Source organism: Trinickia sp., assembly GCF_036503415.1.
Taxonomy (GTDB): Bacteria; Pseudomonadota; Gammaproteobacteria; order Burkholderiales; family Burkholderiaceae; genus Trinickia.
In genome coordinates, this window is sequence record NZ_DASXWY010000007.1 from 151,361 (window position 1) to 169,055 (window position 17,695).

Genomic DNA, 17,695 nt, shown 5'->3' on the forward strand with positions numbered 1-17,695 from the left:
GCTACCCTCGACTGGCGCCAGTGGCGCGTGCCGCGAGGAATCAGATTACCCCTTTTTGATCGCTTGCGGAGCGCATCGGAGTGCTAAATAAAACGCAAAAAAATGCAAGGTCACGGCATAGGGGCATCGGAATCGCTGCACTATGATTGAAGCGTCGACAGTGCCCAGGAGACCGACATGACGACGCATATCCATACCAACACGCAAGCCGTGCTCGGCATGATCCACGCGCAGGAGCTGTTGATGGTTTCGCTGATTCGAGCATTGCCGCCCGAGACGCGACTGAGAGTCGTCGACGAATATCAGGCGCAAGTCGAGCGCGCCGAACTTGCACACGTCAGCCCTGAAAGCGAGCGCGATACCATCGAGGCGTTCCGCGCGCATAGCCGCAAGCTTTCGATCGTGCTTGCGTCGCTGGCCTGAGGCCCGGCATCGGCGTCAGCATCGGCTCGGCGGCACAGTGGCGTGGGTTCATTGCTCGGCGATCTGCCGGCTGCTAGCGCGGCAGATAGGCGAGCGGATCCATAGGCGTGCCATCGCGGCGAATTTCGAACTGCAACGTGCTGCGGCCCGTCTTGTCGGTGCCCATCTGGGCGATCTGTTGCCCTTTGCGCACGCTGTCACCCTCGCTGACGGCAACCGGACCGTTCACCGCATACGCTGTGACGATTCCGTCGCCATGCTTCACGACGACCAGGGCTGCGTATTGCTGGATCGCGTTGCCGACATAGATGACCGTTCCGTCGGCAGCGGCACGCACCGGGTCCTCCGCCCTACCGGCAATGACAATGCCTTTCGAGCCGCCGGCCTGCATCGACTTGAGCACCTGCCCATAAGCGGGCCACGCAAAGTGAATCGCAGGACCGCCGCCGGCGTTCGCATTCGCGCCGACCGGCGGCGCCACGCGCAGCACTTGTCCCGGGACGAGCGAGGCCGTGGCCGGCAGCCGGTTCCATTCGGCAATCTCCTGCGGCCGCTGGCCGAAGCCCGCCGCAACACTGGCCAGCGTATCGCCGGGCGCGACGCGATAATAGCCGGGCTGCACGGCGACTGGACGCGGTGGCGCATTCCATTGCGCCGCGTTGCCGCGCGAGCCGGGCCATTGCTCGGTCGTACAACCTGCGACCCACATCGAGCCAGCCGCACACAACACCGCTAATAGTCCGCTGCGATCGATTTTCATGAAGCGAGCGTCTCCCTAGTCAGCCGAGAATGGCACATATTAACGCGGGGACGCCAAAACGAAACCGGCTCGCGCCTCCTTCGAGAGCACGAGCCGGTTCGCTTCAAACGGTCGACTCAATCGATCGCGCCGCTTTCGCTTCGATTACGTTTATTACGCATCGATTGCAATCACGCGATCTTGCGATGCTTACTGACCGAAAAACAGCGAGTGTCCGCCGCTCGAGTCCGCGGGACGCTCGGCAGCGGGCGCACCCGATTGGCCGCTTTGGCCCGCTACACCACCATAGCCGCTGTTATCGGCGGCCGTTGCGGACGTATCCGCGACTGCCTGCCCTTGCGTGCCATAGGCACGCGCTTCGGCCGCCTGAATGTTCGCGGGGTAATAGATGTCGTTTGCACGCGGTTCAAAACCCGCTTGTTCGAGGCGAATCAGATCCTGCCGAACTTGTTCGCGGGTGACAGGCTGGTTCGATTGCGTTTGCGCCATCGAGGCGAGCGGGGTGGCGAGGACAGAAGCAGCAACCACTGCATAGATCAGGGATTTCATGACTAGACCTCCGGTATTGGTATTCGCTCCACACACCATGTCTGAAGCGATTGAACTCAGTCTAGTCATCTGAGGACTTAGGGAAAACCACTATTTTGGTCAAATAGTGTTTCCGGTCCTGCAACAATCCCTGTCAATCTCCGTAGGTCCTCGCAAAACCGTCAAGACCAATGCGCGTGGAAGCTACCTTCCTTGTCCACCCGCTCGAACGTGTGCGCGCCGAAGAAATCGCGCTGTGCCTGAATGAGGTTGGCCGGCAGCCGTTCGGCGCGGTAGCCGTCGAAATAAGCGATGGCCGATGCGAACGCGGGTACCGGCACGCCCGCCGTGACAGCCGAGACCACCACGTCGCGCAGTGCCGATTGATAGTTCTCCGAAATAGTCCGGAAGTACGGATCGAGCAGCAGGTTCGGCAACCGCGGATCGCTCCTGTACGCGTCGGTGATCTTTTGCAGGAAGCGCGCGCGGATGATGCAGCCAGCCCGGAAAATCTTCGCGATCGTACCGAAGTCGAGATTCCAGCCGTATTCCTGCGACGCGGCCGCCAATTGCGCAAATCCTTGTGCGTACGAAATGACCTTGCTGAAGTAGAGCGCCCGCCGGACCGCTTCGATGAACGCGTCGCGCTCGCCCGCCATTGCCTTCGGCTGCGGCCCGGACAGCACCTTGCTCGCCGCCACGCGTTGGGTTTTCAACGATGAAAGCACGCGTGCGAACACCGATTCCGTGATGAGCGGCAGCGGTACGCCCAGATCGAGCGCGTTCTGGCTCGTCCATTTGCCGGTTCCCTTTTGCGCCGCACGGTCGAGAATGACGTCGACGAGATCCTTCCCTGTTTCGTCGTCGCGTTTATCGAAAATCTTTGCGGTGATCTCGATCAGATAGCTGTCGAGCTCGCCCGCGTTCCACTCGCGATAGACGCGGCCGAGTTCGGCATTCGAGAGTCCCGCCACCTGCTTGAGCACGGCATAGCTTTCGGCAATCAATTGCATGTCGCCGTACTCGATTCCGTTGTGGACCATTTTGACGAAATGGCCCGCGCCGTCGGGGCCCATATAGGCCACGCAGGGTTCCCCGTCGGGCGCCTTCGCGGCAATTTCGGTCAGGATCGGCGCAACGAGATCGTAAGCTTCGCGCTGGCCGCCCGGCATGATCGATGGCCCCTTGAGCGCGCCCTCCTCCCCACCGGATACACCGGTGCCGATGAAGTGCAGGCCCGATTTCGCGAGATCCTGGTTGCGGCGGATCGTGTCGGTGAAGTGCGTATTGCCGCCGTCGATCAAAATATCGCCCGGCTCGAGCAGCGGTCTGAGCGCGGCGATCGTCGCGTCCGTCGGCTCGCCCGCCTTGACCATCATGAGAATGCGGCGAGGCTTCTCGAGCGACGCGACGAATTCTTCGAGCGAATAGGCGGGAACGAGCCGGCGCCCTGCGCACGCGGCCAGCATATCGTCCGTCTTCGCACGGCTGCGGTTATAGATCGCCACGTCATGGCCGCGGCTTTCGATATTCAGCGCGAGATTGCGGCCCATGACGGCGAGGCCGATGACACCGATGGCGGGTTTGCCCATTGTCGAATTCTCCGTGGAACGCTGCCTGCGACGGCCCGTTTGCCGCGCGGCACGACGGAACTTCGTCCGTCGACGATTGAGAGGAAACAGGTTACGCCATGCGTTCGGCCAATGCCGCCAACGCATCGCCGCACGGAGCCGCCACCTTCAGCGCCAGCATCGCATCCGCGCGCGTGCGCCCAAGATTGACTGCGGCAACGGGCATGCCTGCACGCGCCGCCCAGACGCAAAACCGATAACCGGAATACACCATCAACGACGAGCCGATCACGAGCATCGCGTCGGCCGCCTCCAGCGCCGCGGCAGCCGCCTCCACGGTCGAGCGCGGCACGTTCTCGCCGAAAAAGACGACCGACGGTTTCAGCATGCCGCCGCAGTGCGGACATGCCGGCACATGGAACGTGTCCAGGTCCGCCCATTCGAGGTGTGCATCGCCATCCGCGGACGGCTGTGCGAACGCACCGGCGAGCCTCGGGTTCTCCGCCGCGAGGATGGCTTGCACCGACTCACGCGAATGTCCGGCACCGCAGGCGAGACAGATCACGTCGCGTATGCTGCCATGCAGCTCGATGACACGATTGCTCCCAGCGCGTTGGTGCAGCCCGTCCACGTTCTGGGTCACGAGCGTGGCGACGCGAGCGGCTTGCTCGAGGCGCGCGAGGGCGCGATGCGCAGCATTCGGGCGAGCTTCGGCCAGCATCGGCCAGCCCACCATGCTGCGCGCCCAGTAGCGGCGCCGTGCAGGCTCGGAGCTCACGAACGCCTTGTACTCGATCGGTTGCGCGCGCATCCAATTGCCGTTGGCGTCGCGATAGCCGGGAATACCGGAGTCCGTGCTGATGCCGGCCCCGGTCAAGACAAAAAGGCGCGGATGCCGCTGCACGAAAGCGCACAACGCTTCGAGCGCATCCGCGCACGTTTCGCCGCTTACGGCGGCGGCCGTTGAAGACGGTGACGAATGCGCGGTTACTGCGGTGGATTCAGTCATGGCACGGCAAAGTGATCGATGCCGCTGCCGTCGATGCGGCGCGACGACGCGAATTCTACGCCGTTCCGAACCGGCGTGCCGGCAACCCGCGGATCCGCGGCCGGGCCTATAGCCGCTCGCCCGCGAGCCGCGCGGCCAGGAAATCGATCAGCAGGCGCAAGCGGGCCGGCATCTTCCGCGTGCGCATCCAGACAGCGCAAAGCGGCAGCGGTGCCGGCTCGTATTCGGGCAGGACGATCTCGACGCGGCCCGCTTCGATGAGCTCGCGAATCTGCCAGAATGCGGCGAGCCCCACGCCCATCCCCTCCGCCACCGCGGCATTGACGGCGGCGAGTCGATTGCATTCGATACGCCCTGAAACGAGAACCGAATGCCGCGCGCCGTCGCGCGAATCGAACGTCCAGCGATTGGCGTTGGGCACACCGGTTCGAATCACGCACTCATGCGCGCCGAGGTCTTCGGGCGTCCGAGGATGGCCGTGCTCGGCAAGATACGAAGCCGCCGCGAATGCGACGCGACGCACGTGCCCAAGCTGCCGCGCGACGAGGCGCGAATCGGGCGTGGCGCCGACGCGCAGCGTAAGGTCGGCACCGCTTTCCGGCGGATCGTGCAATTCGTCGTCGAACTCCAACGACGCCTGGAGTCCAGGATGGCGGGGGCGGAATTCGGCCACGAGCGGCACGACATACCGAGGGCCGAAGAGCGTGGGCGCATGAATACGCAGCCGTCCCGTCAGCCGCTTCGCATCCTCCGCCAGTTCGGTACGCGCAATCTCGAGATCAGCGAGAACGGCTTTGACGCGTTCATAGAACCGCGCCCCGGCGGGGCTCAGTTGCAACGTGCGTGTCGTCCTCAGGACGAGCGTGACACCCATCGACTGCTCCAACGTCTGCAGCCCGCGGCTCACCGCCTGCAGCGAACGGCCCAGGCGGCGTCCGGCGGCTGTCAGGCTCCCTTCCTCGGCTATCGCAACAAAGGTTTCCAGTTCACGCAGCGATTGCACATTATTCTCCCTAAAAACGGGATATTAAATCCACGCGTCGGCCAATTATCAATTCGCTTTCGAAGAGTAGCATCTGTCCCATCGACTCTTTCATACCCAACCCACCAGGAGAACGAAGATGGACTCGACCCGCGCAAGCATGCGTTACCGCACCGTACGGATCGACGGACTCGACATTTTCTATCGCGAAGCGGGCCCGCAAGACGCACCGGTTCTCCTGCTGCTGCACGGCTTTCCGTCGTCGTCACGCATGTACGAAACGTTGATGCCGCTGCTCTCGAATCAGTTTCGTGTCATCGCGCCGGACTATCCCGGCTTCGGACATAGCAGCGCGCCTGCGCCGAGCGCGTTTGCTTACACTTTCGATTCGCTCGCCGGCGTGATGGAGCGTTTCGTCGAAACGCTCGCGTTGCGCCGTTTCACGTTGTTCGTGCAGGACTACGGCGGCCCGGTCGGCTTTCGTCTTGCGCAGGCGCATCCGAAGCGTATCCGCGGCCTGATCGTGCAAAACGCCGTCGCACATGTGGAAGGTTTGGGTCCGTTGTGGGAAGTCCGCAAGGCCTTTTGGAAGGACCGGGCAACGCATGAGGCCGCGTTGCGCACGAGCTTGCTGTCATATGACGCCACGCGCTTGCGTCACGTGGGAACGAGTCCGCATCCGGATCGCTACGATCCCGATACCTGGAACGACGAATTCGCCTTTTTGTCGCGCCCAGGGCAGATCGACATCCAAACTGAACTCTTTTATGACTACCGGAGCAACGTCGAGCGATACCCGCAATGGCAGCGTTACCTGCGCGAACACCGCCCGCCCACGCTCGTCGTCTGGGGCAAGTACGATGCGTCGTTCACGGTGGAAGGCGCGCATGCATACGGACGCGAGCTACCCGACGCCCGAATCCACCTGCTCGAAGCAGGCCACTTCGCACTCGACGAGGCCTGCGATGAGATCGGCGCGCTGACACATGCCTTTCTGACGGAACTCGGGCGTTCTTGACCGAGCGGGTTACCGACCGAGCTTCGATCCGCGCTCAAAACCGATCGATGCGGAACGGGCGCGGATCCACGAAGGGCTTGGCGCCCGTGACCATATCGGCGATAAGACGCCCCGTCACCGGGCCCAGTGTGAACCCGTGATGCGCGTGCCCGAATGCGAACCACAGGCCCGGGTGCCGTGTGGCCGGACCGATGACAGGCAGCATGTCGCTCGTGCACGGACGTTGCCCCATCCACGGTTCCGAATCGACTCGCTCGCCGAGGGGAAACAAGTCCCGGGCGATCGGCTCGACAGCCTCGAGTTGATCTGGCGTCTTCGGCTCGTCGAGCAACGCGAGCTCCGCCCCCGTCGTGAGCCGGATCCCGCGTGCCATCGGTGCGAGCAGATAGCCCTTTTCGACATCGAGGACGGGATGATTGAGGCGCGCCCCCGATTTTGCGCGGTAGTGCATGTGGTACCCGCGCTTGATGCCGAGCGAAAGCCGATAGCCGAGCTTGGCGCTGAGGGGCTGAGACCACGGCCCGAGTGCGACTACGGCCGAATCGGCTTCCAGCACGCCCTCCTCCGTGTTCACCCGCCAATGCGGCTCGAGCGTCCTCGCGTCGCCGAAAACGATGCGCCCGCCCAGCCGCTCGAAATAACGGGCGTACGCCGTGACGAGGGCATTCGGATCCGCTACCGAATACGATTGCCCATAGCGCACGCCGCCGATGAGAGCCGATGACAGATCGGGCTCCGCGGCGTGAAGCGCTGCCGCATCGAGCACGTCGTACTCGATGCCGTACTCGCGCTGCGAGCGCTCGGCCGTCTTCAATTCCTCGTCGAATTTGGCCGCGGTGCGGAAGACCCGTATCCAGCCGGTCGGACGCAACATGTCCGCCGCGCCGGCGGCCGCTGCCAGCGCCTTGTGCTCGCTGACACAGTGTTCGATCAACGTGGAATAGGCGCGCGCAATGGCGATGTGACGATCGGGGGCCGAATTGCGCCAGTACCGCCAGAGAAACGGTGCGAGCTTGAACATCGCACCGGGGTGATACCGGACATCGAGTGCGCGGTTGCCCGCATAGCCGAGCAGGGTGCCGAGCCCGCGCGGAAAGGCGTACGGATAAACGCCCTCCCGTTGGATCAGTCCCGCGTTACCGAACGAGGTTTCATTGCCGGGCGCTTTTCGGTCGACGAGCGCTACGGACAGACCGCGCTGCTGCAAGTGAGCGGCGATCGAAACGCCGACCATGCCGGCGCCAAGCACGAGAGTGTCGAATTTCATCGGAAGTTAACATGCCCCATGTTTGCGGCTGAAACGACGCAACGGCACACGACTCCATGCCGGACCGCCTCGTTCCTTCGCCTCTACGCCGCGCCGCTCATCCAGTTTTCCAGCTTCAGGCCTGGATAGGCGGCGAAGTCGCGTTCGTTGTTGGTGACGAGCACAATATCGAGCGCCAACGCATGCGCCGCAATGAGCTTGTCGAGATGATCTTTCTTTCGCTCGCGCGTCGCCTCGCGGACCGGCCCATAGGCGCTGGCGGCGGCGACATCGAAGGGCGCGACCGGGATGTCCTCGATCAGCGCAGCGAGATTCCGGCGCTCGCGTGCGTGGTTGGCCGAGGCCGCGACACCGTTCTCCAATTCCGCATAGGTAATGGCCGACATCACGACGTCGCCGACGTAGCATTGTGCGAAGCGCTCCGCCACCTGCTCCGGCTGGTTCTTCATCAAGTAGATGCACATGTTGGTGTCGAGCATGAAGCGCGGCATCAGAGTGCCTCGCGCTCTGTTTGCTCCTGGCTGCCGCGCCCCTCGGACATGAAATCCGGCCCGAATCTGGCGAACTTCTTGAGCACCCCGCCCAGCGCTCGACGCGCCGGCCGAATGCGGAGCTCGTCCCCGACACGCTCGATCTCGAGCTCCACGTCCGTGCGCTCGTACGCCAGATCGGCGGGGATACGCACTGCCTGCGAATTGCCGTTCTTGAAAACCCTGGTCGTATGCATCGTTAAGCCCGTCTGCGGATGTACGATGGATGTACTATAACGCGGATCCGGCACAACGTAAATCCGTGTGTGTACATGTTTCGAGGCCATCGAGGGTCTCCTATAACAGCAGAGCCCGCCAAATTGTGCTTTACTTCCCGGTGCATCTAGAAAATAACGCGCTATAGCCGGACAAGCGGCACTGCACGCATCGAAGGTGCCGGCTGTCGCCCCCCTGCCTTGCCCGACTCTGGCCGACCGGAGACAATCCATGGCAATCAGCATCAGTCTGACAGTCAACGGCGCCCCGGTGAGCGCCGAAGTCGAGCCTCACACGCTTCTAGTCCATTTCCTCCGCGATACATTGCGCCTGACCGGCACGCATGTCGGCTGCGATACCGCCCAGTGCGGCGCCTGCACGATCCATATGGATGGACGCGCCGTCAAAGCCTGCAATGTCCTCGCCGTCCAAGCCGACGGTGCCCGGCTCACCACCATCGAGGGGCTCGCCGAAGACGGTGCCCTGCATCCGATGCAAGCCGCCTTTCGCGAATGCCACGGCCTTCAGTGCGGCTTTTGCACACCGGGCATGGTCATGAGCGCCACCGCGCTGATCGCGGCCAAGCCCGATGCCAGTGCCGACGACGTGCGCCGTCAGCTCGACGGAAACTTCTGCCGCTGCACCGGCTACCACAACATCGTCAAAGCGGTACTCGAAGGCGCGGCAGGCATGCGCCAACAGGCGGCATCGACTGTACGGGAGCCATCATGAACGCACCTGAAGAACGCCGCCTGATCGGAGCCTCCGTCAAACGCAAGGAAGACTACCGCTTCCTCACAGGCGCCGGGCAATACACCGACGACATCGTGCTGCCGCAGCAAACCTACGGCATGTTCGTGCGCTCGCCCCATGCGCATGCGCGTCTCGGCAAAATCGACGTGGAAGCAGCGCGCGGCGCGCCGGGCGTCATCGCCGTCTTCACGGGCGCCGATCTCGCCGCCGAGAAGGTAGGCGGCCTGCCCTGCGGCTGGCTCATCCACAGCACCGACGGCTCACCGATGCGCGAGCCGCCGCATCCGGTCCTGGCCACAGGCAAGGTCCGGCACGTGGGCGACCCGGTCGCGCTCGTCATCGCCGAAACCGCCAAGGCGGCCAAGGACGCAGCCGAACTCGTGACAGTGGATTACGACCTGTTGCCGGCCGTGGCGGACACCGCCCACGCGGCCGACTCGGGTCAACCCGCCGTGCACGACGAGGTTCCCGACAACGTCTGCTATACCTGGGGCCACGGCGACAAGGCCGCGACCGACGCAGCCTTCGCGCAGGCCGCACATGTCACGACGCTCGAGATCGTGAACAATCGCCTCGTGCCGAACGCCATCGAACCGCGCGCGGTCAATGCCAGCTACTCGCGGCAAGACGAAAGCTACACCGTCTATGTCGCCAATCAGAACCCGCATGTCGAGCGGCTCCTGATGGCTGCATTCGTTCTGTCGCTGCCGGAATCGAAGCTGCGCATCGTCGCGCCAGACGTCGGCGGCGGATTCGGCTCGAAGATCTTTCTCTACGGCGAGGATGTCGCGCTGACCTGGGCGTCCAAGCGCATCGGCCGCCCCGTCAAATGGACGGCGGAACGTTCGGAATCGTTCGTCTCCGATGCGCACGGCCGCGATCATGTGACGAAAGCGGAACTCGCGCTCGATCGCGACGGCCGTTTCCTTGCGATGCGGGTGCATACCACCGCGAACATGGGCGCCTATCTGTCGACGTTCGCCTCGTCCGTGCCGACGATTCTGTATGCGACGCTGCTCGCGGGCCAATACGCGACGCCCGCTATTTATGCCGAGGTGAAAGCCGTCTTTACGAACACGGTGCCCGTCGACGCCTACCGTGGGGCGGGACGTCCGGAAGCCACGTACGTCGTCGAGCGGCTCGTCGAAACCGCGGCGCACGAACTCGGCATGGACCCCGCTGAAATCCGCAGGCGCAACTTCATCCGCGCGTTTCCCTACACGACACCCGTCGGGCTCACGTACGACACGGGAGACTACGAAGTCTGCCTCGCACGTGCCATCGAACTCGCCGACGTGGCGGGTTTTGCGGCGCGCCGCGACGCGGCGAAGCAAAACGGCAAGCTGCGCGGCCTCGGCTACTCGTGCTACATCGAAGCGTGCGGTCTCGCGCCGTCGAAAATCGCGGGCGCCCTTGGCGCACGCGCCGGCCTGTTCGAAGCGGGCGAGGTCCGCGTGCATCCCACGGGAACGGTTACGGTCTTCACCGGCTCGCACAGCCACGGGCAGGGGCACGAAACGACGTTCGCGCAAGTCGTCGCCGATCGGCTCGGCCTGTCGATGGACCAGGTCGAAATCGTCCATGGCGATACCGGCCGCATTCCATTCGGCATGGGAACCTACGGTTCGCGCTCGATCGCAGTGGGCGGCACGGCCATCATGAAAGCGCTCGACAAGATCGAAGCAAAGGCAAAAAAGATCGCGGCACATCTGCTCGAAGCCTCCGCCAGCGACATCGAATTCGGTAACGGTGTCTTTCATGTGGCCGGCACGGACCGTACCAAGACGTTCGCCGAAGTGGCGCTGGCCGCCTATGTTCCGCACAACTACCCGCTCGAGGAACTCGAGCCGGGATTGGACGAGAACGCGTTCTACGATCCAAGCAATTTCACGTACCCGTCGGGTGCCTATATTTGCGAGGTCGAAGTGGACCCCGATACAGGCGAAACTCGCATCGAGCGATTCACCGCTGTCGACGACTTCGGCAACGTCATCAATCCGATGATCGTCGAAGGGCAGGTGCACGGCGGGCTCGGCCAAGGTATCGGCCAGGCGCTGCTCGAGCGCTGTGTCTATGACCCCGACACTGGGCAGTTGCTGTCGGGCTCCTACATGGACTACGCGATGCCGCGCGCTTCGGATCTGCCCGAGTTCACGGTCGAGACGAGTCAGGGCACACCGTGCACGCACAATCCGCTCGGGGTCAAGGGATGCGGGGAAGCGGGTGCAATCGGCTCGCCGCCGGCGGTCATCAATGCGATCGTCGACGCCCTCGCGCCGCTTGGCGTGAAAGACATGCAGATGCCCGCCACCCCGCACCGCATCTGGTCCGCGATTCAGGCCACGCAGTCGTCGGTCCATTGAACGGTCGACAGGAGACAGCTCCATGTATTCATATTCGTTCGACTATGAGCGCGCGGCCGATGCGCAGGCCGCCGTGGCGGCCCTGCAGGCAGATAGCGACGCCAAATACCTCGGCGGCGGGCAAAGCATGCTGCCGACCATGCGTTTGCGCCTGGCGCAGCCGACGAAGCTCGTCGACATCACGCGCATCGCGGCCTTGAAGGAAATTCGCGTCGACAGCCAGACGGTTTCGATCGGCGCCGCCGTGTGCCATGCGGATGTCGCCGAACATGACGGCATCCAGCGCAGCCTGCCTGGGCTGGCCGAGCTCGCCGGTATGATCGGCGATCGCCAGGTGCGCGCCCGCGGCACGCTGGGCGGCTCGCTCGCCAACGACGACCCTGCCGCCGATTATCCGGCTGCGGTGCTCGCTCTGGGCGCGACGGTCGTCACCGATCGCCGACGCATTGCAGCCGACGACTTCTTCGTCGGCATGTACGAAACGGCGCTCGAACCGGACGAACTCATCGTTGCCGTCGAATTTCCCGTGCCGGAAAAAAGCGCCTACGAGAAGTTCCGCAACCCCGCTTCCCAATTCGCGCTCGTCGGCGTGTTCGTGGCCAAGCGGGCCGACGGTGTGCGGGTTGCCGTCACGGGCGCCGCACCTTCGGTGTTTCGACCGTCCGCGCTCGAAGCGGCATTGAGCGGCCACTTCACGCGCGATGCGGCCCGGCAGGTCACGCTGTCTCCCGACGAACTGAACACGGATTTGCATGCGAGCGCCGAGTATCGTGCCCATCTGATTCCGATCCTCGCGGCGCGCGCCGTCGAGCGGGCCCGCTAGCGGCCTGCCCTTCCGGAGCGACCACGATGCAGCCGGCAACGATCGACGCAACCGTCGCCGAGCTCGCGGCGCACCGCTATTTTGCGAGTCGCGAGCTCGCCACGGCGCTCTTTCTGGCGCTGCGGATGGACCGGCCGCTTTTTCTCGAAGGCGAGCCGGGCGTCGGCAAGACCGAGCTCGCCAAGGCGGCCTCGGAAATCCTCGGCACGACGCTCTTGCGCCTGCAGTGCTACGAAGGGCTGGACACGGCCAGTGCGCTCTACGAATGGGATTACCCGCGCCAAATCATGGCGCTGCGTCTGGCCGAAGCGGCGGGCGAGCGGCCCGGCAACGATACGCTTTATCGCAGCGAATTCCTGCTGAAGCGCCCGCTCCTGCAAGCGTTGATGCCTGACGAGCAACATCCGGGTGCGCAACGTGTGCTGCTCATCGATGAAATCGATCGCGCCGACGAGCCGTTCGAGGCCTTTTTGCTCGAACTGCTTTCGGATTTCCAGGTGTCGATTCCCGAATACGGCACGGTACGCGCCGAACGGGCGCCGCTCGTCATCGTCACGTCGAACCGCACGCGCGAGGTCCATGACGCGCTCAAGCGCCGCTGCCTCTATCAATGGATCGGCTATCCGGAGCAGGACCGCGAACTCGCGATCGTCGCGGCGCGTGCCCCCGAAGCGGCGGGAGAACTACAGCGGCGCGTCGTGGCGTTCGTGCACCGGTTGCGCTCGATGGACCTGTTCAAGGCCCCGGGCATCGCGGAAACGATCGACTGGTGCCGCGCGCTCGCGGCACTGTCGATTTCGGAGCTCGATCCGCAGTCCGTGCACGACACGCTCGGCGTGCTGCTCAAGTATCAGGACGACCTCGCACGGCTCGATACCGATCAAATCGCGCGATGCTTGGCCGAAGCGGAGTAGTCGATGGCCTCACCCCGCTCGCCACTATCGCCCGCGTCGCCCGCGTCGCCCGCTTCGGGCCCGGAACTGCCGATGTTCGCGCGCAACGTCGTCCATTTCGTGCGGCTGCTGCGTGCGGCAGGCTTGGCGATGTCGCCCGCTCATTCAATCGATGTATTGGACGCGCTGCAGCTGATCGAGATCGGAAGGCGCGACGACGTGCATGACGCGCTGGCCGCGATTCTCACGCACTCGGCCGATGAGCGGGCATTCTTCGATACCGCCTTCGATCTGTTCTGGCGCGATCCCGACTGGGCGGGGAAGCTGCGCGCCCTGTTACTGCCCAAAGCGCGGGCCGGTATGCCACCCCCGATGCGCAGCAACCGCTTGGCGGATGCGCTCGCGGCCCGTACGTCTCGGTCGGACCAGCCCGCCGCCAGCGAACCGCAGCAGCGCGAACTGAATGCGCACGCAACGTTCAGCGCCGAAGAGCGCCTGCGTCACCGCGATTTCGATACGTTGACCGCCGACGAATGGCGCGCGTTGCAGCACGCGATCCGCAACCGCCGCATGTCGTTCGCGACCGAACCGACTCGCCGGCTGCGGGCAGCCTCTCACGGCGTCCATGCCGACGTTCGCGCCAGCGCGCGCCAAGCCGTGCGCGTCGGCGGAGACTGGCTCGTCTGGAAGTACCGCGCCGTGCGCGAACGCAAACCCCCGCTCGTCCTGCTGCTCGATATTTCCGGCTCGATGGCCAACTACTCTCGTGCCGTGCTCTATTACTGCCATGCGCTGCTGCAATCGCGCGAGAGACTGCAGGTCTTCGTGTTCGGCACACGCCTCACGCATGCGACGCGCGCGCTGCGCGAGCGCGATCCCGATGCGGCTATCGCCGCGCTTGCCGGGCGCGTCGAGGACTGGGCCGGCGGCACGCGGATCGGCGCGGCACTGGCGCAATTCAATCGGCAGTGGGCCAGGCGCGTCCTCGGTGGGCGCGCGACGGTGTTGCTCGTGACCGATGGCCTCGATCATGAAGCGATCGAACTGCTCGATGCCGAGATGGCGCGCCTGGCTCGCAACGCCTACCGCATCGTATGGCTCAATCCGCTGCTGCGCTACGCCGGGTTCTCCGCGCGAGCGCGCGGCGTGCGCGCGATCCTGCCGCACGTCGACGCGCATCGCCCCGTCCACAACCTCGAGAGCCTCGATGCGCTCGCGCACGACTTCGAGCATCTCGCGCGCGTGCCCCGCCACCCGATGCCCGTTTCGCCGAACCAAGGAGTGCCGCAATGGAACTGACCGAGCAATACATCCTGCCCGTCTCGCGCGAGCACGCATGGGAAGCGCTGCGCGACACGGCGGTGCTCCGGACGATCATTCCCGGCTGCGAAAGCATCGAGGCCGACGGCGAGAATGCCTATATCGTCTCCATGCTCGCCGCCGTGGGACCCGTGAAGGCGCATTTCAAGGGACGCATGTCGTTGACCGACCTCGACCCGCCGAACAGCTATACCGTCGTATTCGAAGGTCAGGGCGGCGTCGCCGGTTTCGCGAAAGGCAGCGCCGCGGTCACGCTCGAAGCCGACGGGGAATCGTCGACCAAGTTATCGTATACAGCGCACGCCCAGGTGGGCGGCAAGCTCGCGCAGATCGGCTCGCGGCTCGTCGACGGGGCCGCGCGCAAGGTCGCGGGAGAATTCTTCAAGCGCTTTACGGCACAGATGACGGGTGAGGCAGGAGCAGGAGCAGGCGCCGCAAGCACTGATGAAAGCGAAGCGTCGGCGCAGCCTGGCGAAGCAGCCGACGAGGCACCCGCTGGCAAAGGACACAAATCATGGAAAGCGTGGATCTCGAAGTCCTGAAATCGAGCGCGCGCTGGCTCGACGAAGGGCATCGCGTATTGCTCGTCACAGTGGTCAAGACGTGGGGGTCGTCCCCACGCCCGCAAGGCGCGATGCTCGCCGTGCGGGACGACGGCCTCGTGGCCGGTTCCGTATCGGGCGGCTGCATCGAAGACGATCTGATCGACCGCGTGCGCCGCCACGGCATAGGCGGCAGCAGCCCCGAGGCCGTGAAGTACGGCATCACGGCGGAGGAAGCCCATCGCTTCGGCTTGCCTTGCGGCGGCACGATCGAACTCGTGCTCGAACCGCTGACGAAGGCAAGCGGCATCGACGAACTCTACCGCGCGGTCGAAGCCGGCCGGCTCGTCGCGCGCACGCTCGATATGAAAACGGGCGCGGCCACGCTCGCGCCCGCGCAGGCAACCGACGGCGTGCAGTTCGACGGCGACACGTTATCGACGATCCATGGCCCGCGCTATCGCATGCTCGTCATCGGAGCCGGGCAGCTATCGCGTTATCTTTGCAGCATCGCGGTGGGCCTGGACTATCAAGTGACGGTTTGCGATCCGCGCGAAGAATACACCGAGGAATGGAATATTCCAGGCACGACGGTCGTCCATACGATGCCGGACGATACCGTTACGGACATGAAGCTCGACGAACGTTGTGCCGTGATCGCGCTGACGCACGACCCGAAGCTCGACGATCTCGCGTTGATGGAAGCGCTGAAAACGCCGGCCTTCTACGTCGGCGCGCTCGGCTCCCGTCGAAACAATGCGGCGCGGCGCGAGCGGCTCAAGGAGTTCGATCTTGGCGACGCGCAACTCGCGCGGCTGCATGGGCCGGTCGGCATTTATATCGGCAGCCGCACGCCGCCCGAGATCGCCATTTCAATTCTCGCTGAAGTAACGGCGGCCAAGAACGGTGTATCGTTGCCCACGCTGCTGCAGGTGGAAGGCGCGAAAGCGGCGCGAGAGCGGGCCGGCAGCGAACATCCGGCTTGCGATGCTGCCAGCCGGAGTTAGCGCTTCAGCGCGTTACCGCGGCCAACGCGGCAACGCGACAAACGCAGGGCATCGACCTGAAGCGCTGCCGCAGCGCCGTTCGCATCCCGTTTGCATCGGTTACGCACGTCCACCCAAAGACCAAGGACACTATTTGTCATGAGCGAACGTTCTCCGTTCCGCCCTGCACTCGAACGCGCGCTGCATCATGCGCTCTCGTACCTCGGGAATCTCGAAGACGGGCCGGTCGCCGCTACCGCCACGCTTGAAACATTACGAAGCCGGCTCGCCAAGCCGCTCAACCGTGCACCGATACCGGCCGAGCGCGTCATCGACGAGCTCGTGGCCGATACGGAGGGCGGCATCGTCGCAAGCGCGGGCGGCCGCTTCTTCGGCTGGGTGATCGGCGGCGCCGTGCCTGCTTCGCTCGGCGCGGATTGGCTCACGAGCGCATGGGATCAAAATGCCGCGTCGTTCGCGTGCGCACCGGCCGAGGCAGTCGTCGAGGAAGTCTGCGGCGCATGGCTCAAGGAACTGCTCGGCCTGCCGTCCCATGCAAGCTTCGCGCTCACGAGCGGTTGCCAGACTGCCCACGTCACGGCACTCGCGGCCGCGCGCCATGCCCTGCTCGAACAACGGGGCTGGCAGGTCGAGCGCGACGGGCTCTTCGGTGCGCCGCGCATCCGGATACTCAGCAGCGATCAATTCCACGGCAGCGTCACTCAGGCCGTGCGGCTGCTCGGCATGGGCACTGCATGCGTGCAGGCACTGCCATCGAATCGAATGGGTCAACTGGAAATGGCCACGCTCGACGAAGCGCTGCGCGCCGAGCCTGACACGCCGACGATCGTCCTGCTGCAGGCGGGAGATCTCAACATCGGCGCCTACGATTCGTTCTCCGAACTGATTCCGCTTGCGCATCGCCACGGCGCATGGGTCCATGTCGACGGGGCTTTCGGGCTATGGGCGAATGCGAGCGAACGCTACCAGTCGTTGTTGACCGGCGTCGAGCACGCCGATTCCTGGGCGACCGATGGGCATAAGTGGCTCAACGTGCCCTACGACAGCGGCTTTGCATTCGTCGCCCACGCCGACGCGCACCGAGCGGCGATGTCGCATTACGCAAGCTATGTTTCGTACAACGAAGCAGTTCGCGAACAGAAGGATTGGACGCCCGTCTGGTCGCGGCGGGGCCGCGGGTTTGCCACCTATGCGGCGCTGCGCGAGTTCGGCCGCGAAGGCGTGGCGGCGCTGGTCGAGCGCTGTTGCGAGGCGGCGCACGCATTGGCCGTCGGCATAGCCGCACAGCCCGGTGTGGAGCTCGTCTGGGCGCCGCGCATCAATCAAGGCCTGGTCCGCTTCATCGACCCACGGCCCGATGCAACCGAAAGCGATCATGACGCATGGACCGACGCCGTCACCGAGGCGGTGCTCCGAACCGGTGAGGCGCTTTTCAGCAACACGACTTGGCGCGGCAAACGGTGCATGCGCATTTCGGTATGCAATTGGCAGACCGATGCAAGCGCCGTGGCGCGCACCATTGCCGCCGTGACCGAAGTGCTACGCACCATGCGTGCCGCGCGGATCGGGCAATAACCGAAAGTTTGCCGAAAGAAGACCGATTCGACGGGCGCACGGACGCGAGCGCAGGCGACGCGCCGTTTTCCGAACCCGAAACCGGACGCGATAAACTGGCGGCTTTGCGAAATGC

At 64.4% G+C, this 17,695-nt stretch carries 18 protein-coding genes; 10 read left to right on the forward strand and 8 right to left on the reverse strand.

Annotation, left to right across the window (positions count from 1 at the left end; genetic code table 11):
- Nucleotides 1-177 precede the first annotated feature (177 nt).
- Nucleotides 178-423 (forward strand): hypothetical protein, encoded by a 246-nt coding sequence (locus tag VGL01_RS01630; protein WP_331566399.1) that lies wholly within the window; start codon nt 178-180, stop codon nt 421-423.
- 73 nt (nt 424-496) lie between these two features.
- Here VGL01_RS01630 and VGL01_RS01635 read toward each other — a convergent pair whose 3' ends face one another.
- The 5 genes from VGL01_RS01635 to VGL01_RS01655 all read right to left on the reverse strand — a co-directional run bounded on the left by VGL01_RS01635 (nt 497) and on the right by VGL01_RS01655 (nt 5,294).
- Nucleotides 497-1,183 carry a murein hydrolase activator EnvC family protein gene (locus VGL01_RS01635; protein WP_331566400.1) on the reverse strand — a complete coding sequence of 229 codons (687 nt, stop codon included), beginning with the start codon at nt 1,181-1,183 and terminating at the stop codon, nt 497-499.
- Between the two features lie 189 nt (nt 1,184-1,372).
- Entirely contained in the window at nt 1,373-1,732 is a 360-nt protein-coding gene (locus VGL01_RS01640; RefSeq protein ID WP_331566402.1) for a DUF4148 domain-containing protein, read from the reverse strand.
- A gap of 161 nt (nt 1,733-1,893) precedes the next feature.
- Complete coding sequence (gene gndA, locus VGL01_RS01645) at nt 1,894-3,303, reverse strand: NADP-dependent phosphogluconate dehydrogenase (protein ID WP_331566404.1); 1,410 nt, start codon at nt 3,301-3,303, stop codon at nt 1,894-1,896.
- A 91-nt stretch (nt 3,304-3,394) separates the two neighbouring features.
- Entirely contained in the window at nt 3,395-4,291 is an 897-nt protein-coding gene (locus VGL01_RS01650; protein WP_331566406.1) for an NAD-dependent protein deacetylase, read from the reverse strand.
- Between the two features lie 106 nt (nt 4,292-4,397).
- Complete coding sequence (locus VGL01_RS01655) at nt 4,398-5,294, reverse strand: LysR family transcriptional regulator (RefSeq protein WP_331566408.1); 897 nt, start codon at nt 5,292-5,294, stop codon at nt 4,398-4,400.
- Between the two features lie 118 nt (nt 5,295-5,412).
- Between VGL01_RS01655 and VGL01_RS01660 the strand changes: the two genes are divergently transcribed.
- Nucleotides 5,413-6,291: an alpha/beta hydrolase gene (locus VGL01_RS01660; RefSeq protein ID WP_331566410.1), complete on the forward strand. Its 879-nt coding sequence runs from the start codon at nt 5,413-5,415 to the stop codon at nt 6,289-6,291.
- Between the two features lie 34 nt (nt 6,292-6,325).
- Here VGL01_RS01660 and VGL01_RS01665 read toward each other — a convergent pair whose 3' ends face one another.
- The 3 genes from VGL01_RS01665 to vapB all read right to left on the reverse strand — a co-directional run bounded on the left by VGL01_RS01665 (nt 6,326) and on the right by vapB (nt 8,285).
- Nucleotides 6,326-7,558: an FAD-binding oxidoreductase gene (locus VGL01_RS01665; RefSeq protein ID WP_331566412.1), complete on the reverse strand. Its 1,233-nt coding sequence runs from the start codon at nt 7,556-7,558 to the stop codon at nt 6,326-6,328.
- A gap of 83 nt (nt 7,559-7,641) precedes the next feature.
- Nucleotides 7,642-8,049, reverse strand: coding sequence for a type II toxin-antitoxin system VapC family toxin (locus VGL01_RS01670; protein WP_331566414.1), 408 nt, complete (start codon nt 8,047-8,049; stop codon nt 7,642-7,644).
- The gene (gene vapB, locus VGL01_RS01675) at nt 8,049-8,285 is read right to left on the reverse strand and encodes a type II toxin-antitoxin system VapB family antitoxin (protein WP_331566416.1); all 237 of its coding nucleotides are present in this window, start codon (nt 8,283-8,285) and stop codon (nt 8,049-8,051) included. The genes VGL01_RS01670 and vapB overlap by 1 nt, the downstream gene beginning before the upstream one ends.
- Nucleotides 8,286-8,535: 250 nt before the next feature.
- Between vapB and VGL01_RS01680 the strand changes: the two genes are divergently transcribed.
- From VGL01_RS01680 to VGL01_RS01715, 8 genes are all read left to right on the forward strand, one after another.
- Nucleotides 8,536-9,036: a (2Fe-2S)-binding protein gene (locus VGL01_RS01680; RefSeq protein WP_331566418.1), complete on the forward strand. Its 501-nt coding sequence runs from the start codon at nt 8,536-8,538 to the stop codon at nt 9,034-9,036.
- Nucleotides 9,033-11,420: a xanthine dehydrogenase family protein molybdopterin-binding subunit gene (locus VGL01_RS01685; RefSeq protein ID WP_331566420.1), complete on the forward strand. Its 2,388-nt coding sequence runs from the start codon at nt 9,033-9,035 to the stop codon at nt 11,418-11,420. Before VGL01_RS01680 ends, VGL01_RS01685 begins: the two co-directional genes overlap by 4 nt.
- A 22-nt stretch (nt 11,421-11,442) precedes the next feature.
- Complete coding sequence (locus VGL01_RS01690; RefSeq protein WP_331566422.1) at nt 11,443-12,243, forward strand: xanthine dehydrogenase family protein subunit M; 801 nt, start codon at nt 11,443-11,445, stop codon at nt 12,241-12,243.
- A 26-nt stretch (nt 12,244-12,269) separates the two neighbouring features.
- Entirely contained in the window at nt 12,270-13,157 is an 888-nt protein-coding gene (locus VGL01_RS01695) for a MoxR family ATPase (protein WP_331566424.1), read from the forward strand.
- 3 nt (nt 13,158-13,160) lie between these two features.
- Nucleotides 13,161-14,435: a vWA domain-containing protein gene (locus VGL01_RS01700; protein ID WP_414720146.1), complete on the forward strand. Its 1,275-nt coding sequence runs from the start codon at nt 13,161-13,163 to the stop codon at nt 14,433-14,435.
- The gene (locus VGL01_RS01705) at nt 14,426-14,998 is read left to right on the forward strand and encodes a carbon monoxide dehydrogenase subunit G (RefSeq protein WP_331566426.1); all 573 of its coding nucleotides are present in this window, start codon (nt 14,426-14,428) and stop codon (nt 14,996-14,998) included. Before VGL01_RS01700 ends, VGL01_RS01705 begins: the two co-directional genes overlap by 10 nt.
- Nucleotides 14,971-16,005: an XdhC family protein gene (locus tag VGL01_RS01710; RefSeq protein ID WP_331566428.1), complete on the forward strand. Its 1,035-nt coding sequence runs from the start codon at nt 14,971-14,973 to the stop codon at nt 16,003-16,005. Before VGL01_RS01705 ends, VGL01_RS01710 begins: the two co-directional genes overlap by 28 nt.
- A gap of 138 nt (nt 16,006-16,143) precedes the next feature.
- Complete coding sequence (locus VGL01_RS01715) at nt 16,144-17,580, forward strand: pyridoxal phosphate-dependent decarboxylase family protein (protein ID WP_331566430.1); 1,437 nt, start codon at nt 16,144-16,146, stop codon at nt 17,578-17,580.
- Nucleotides 17,581-17,695 lie beyond the last annotated feature (115 nt).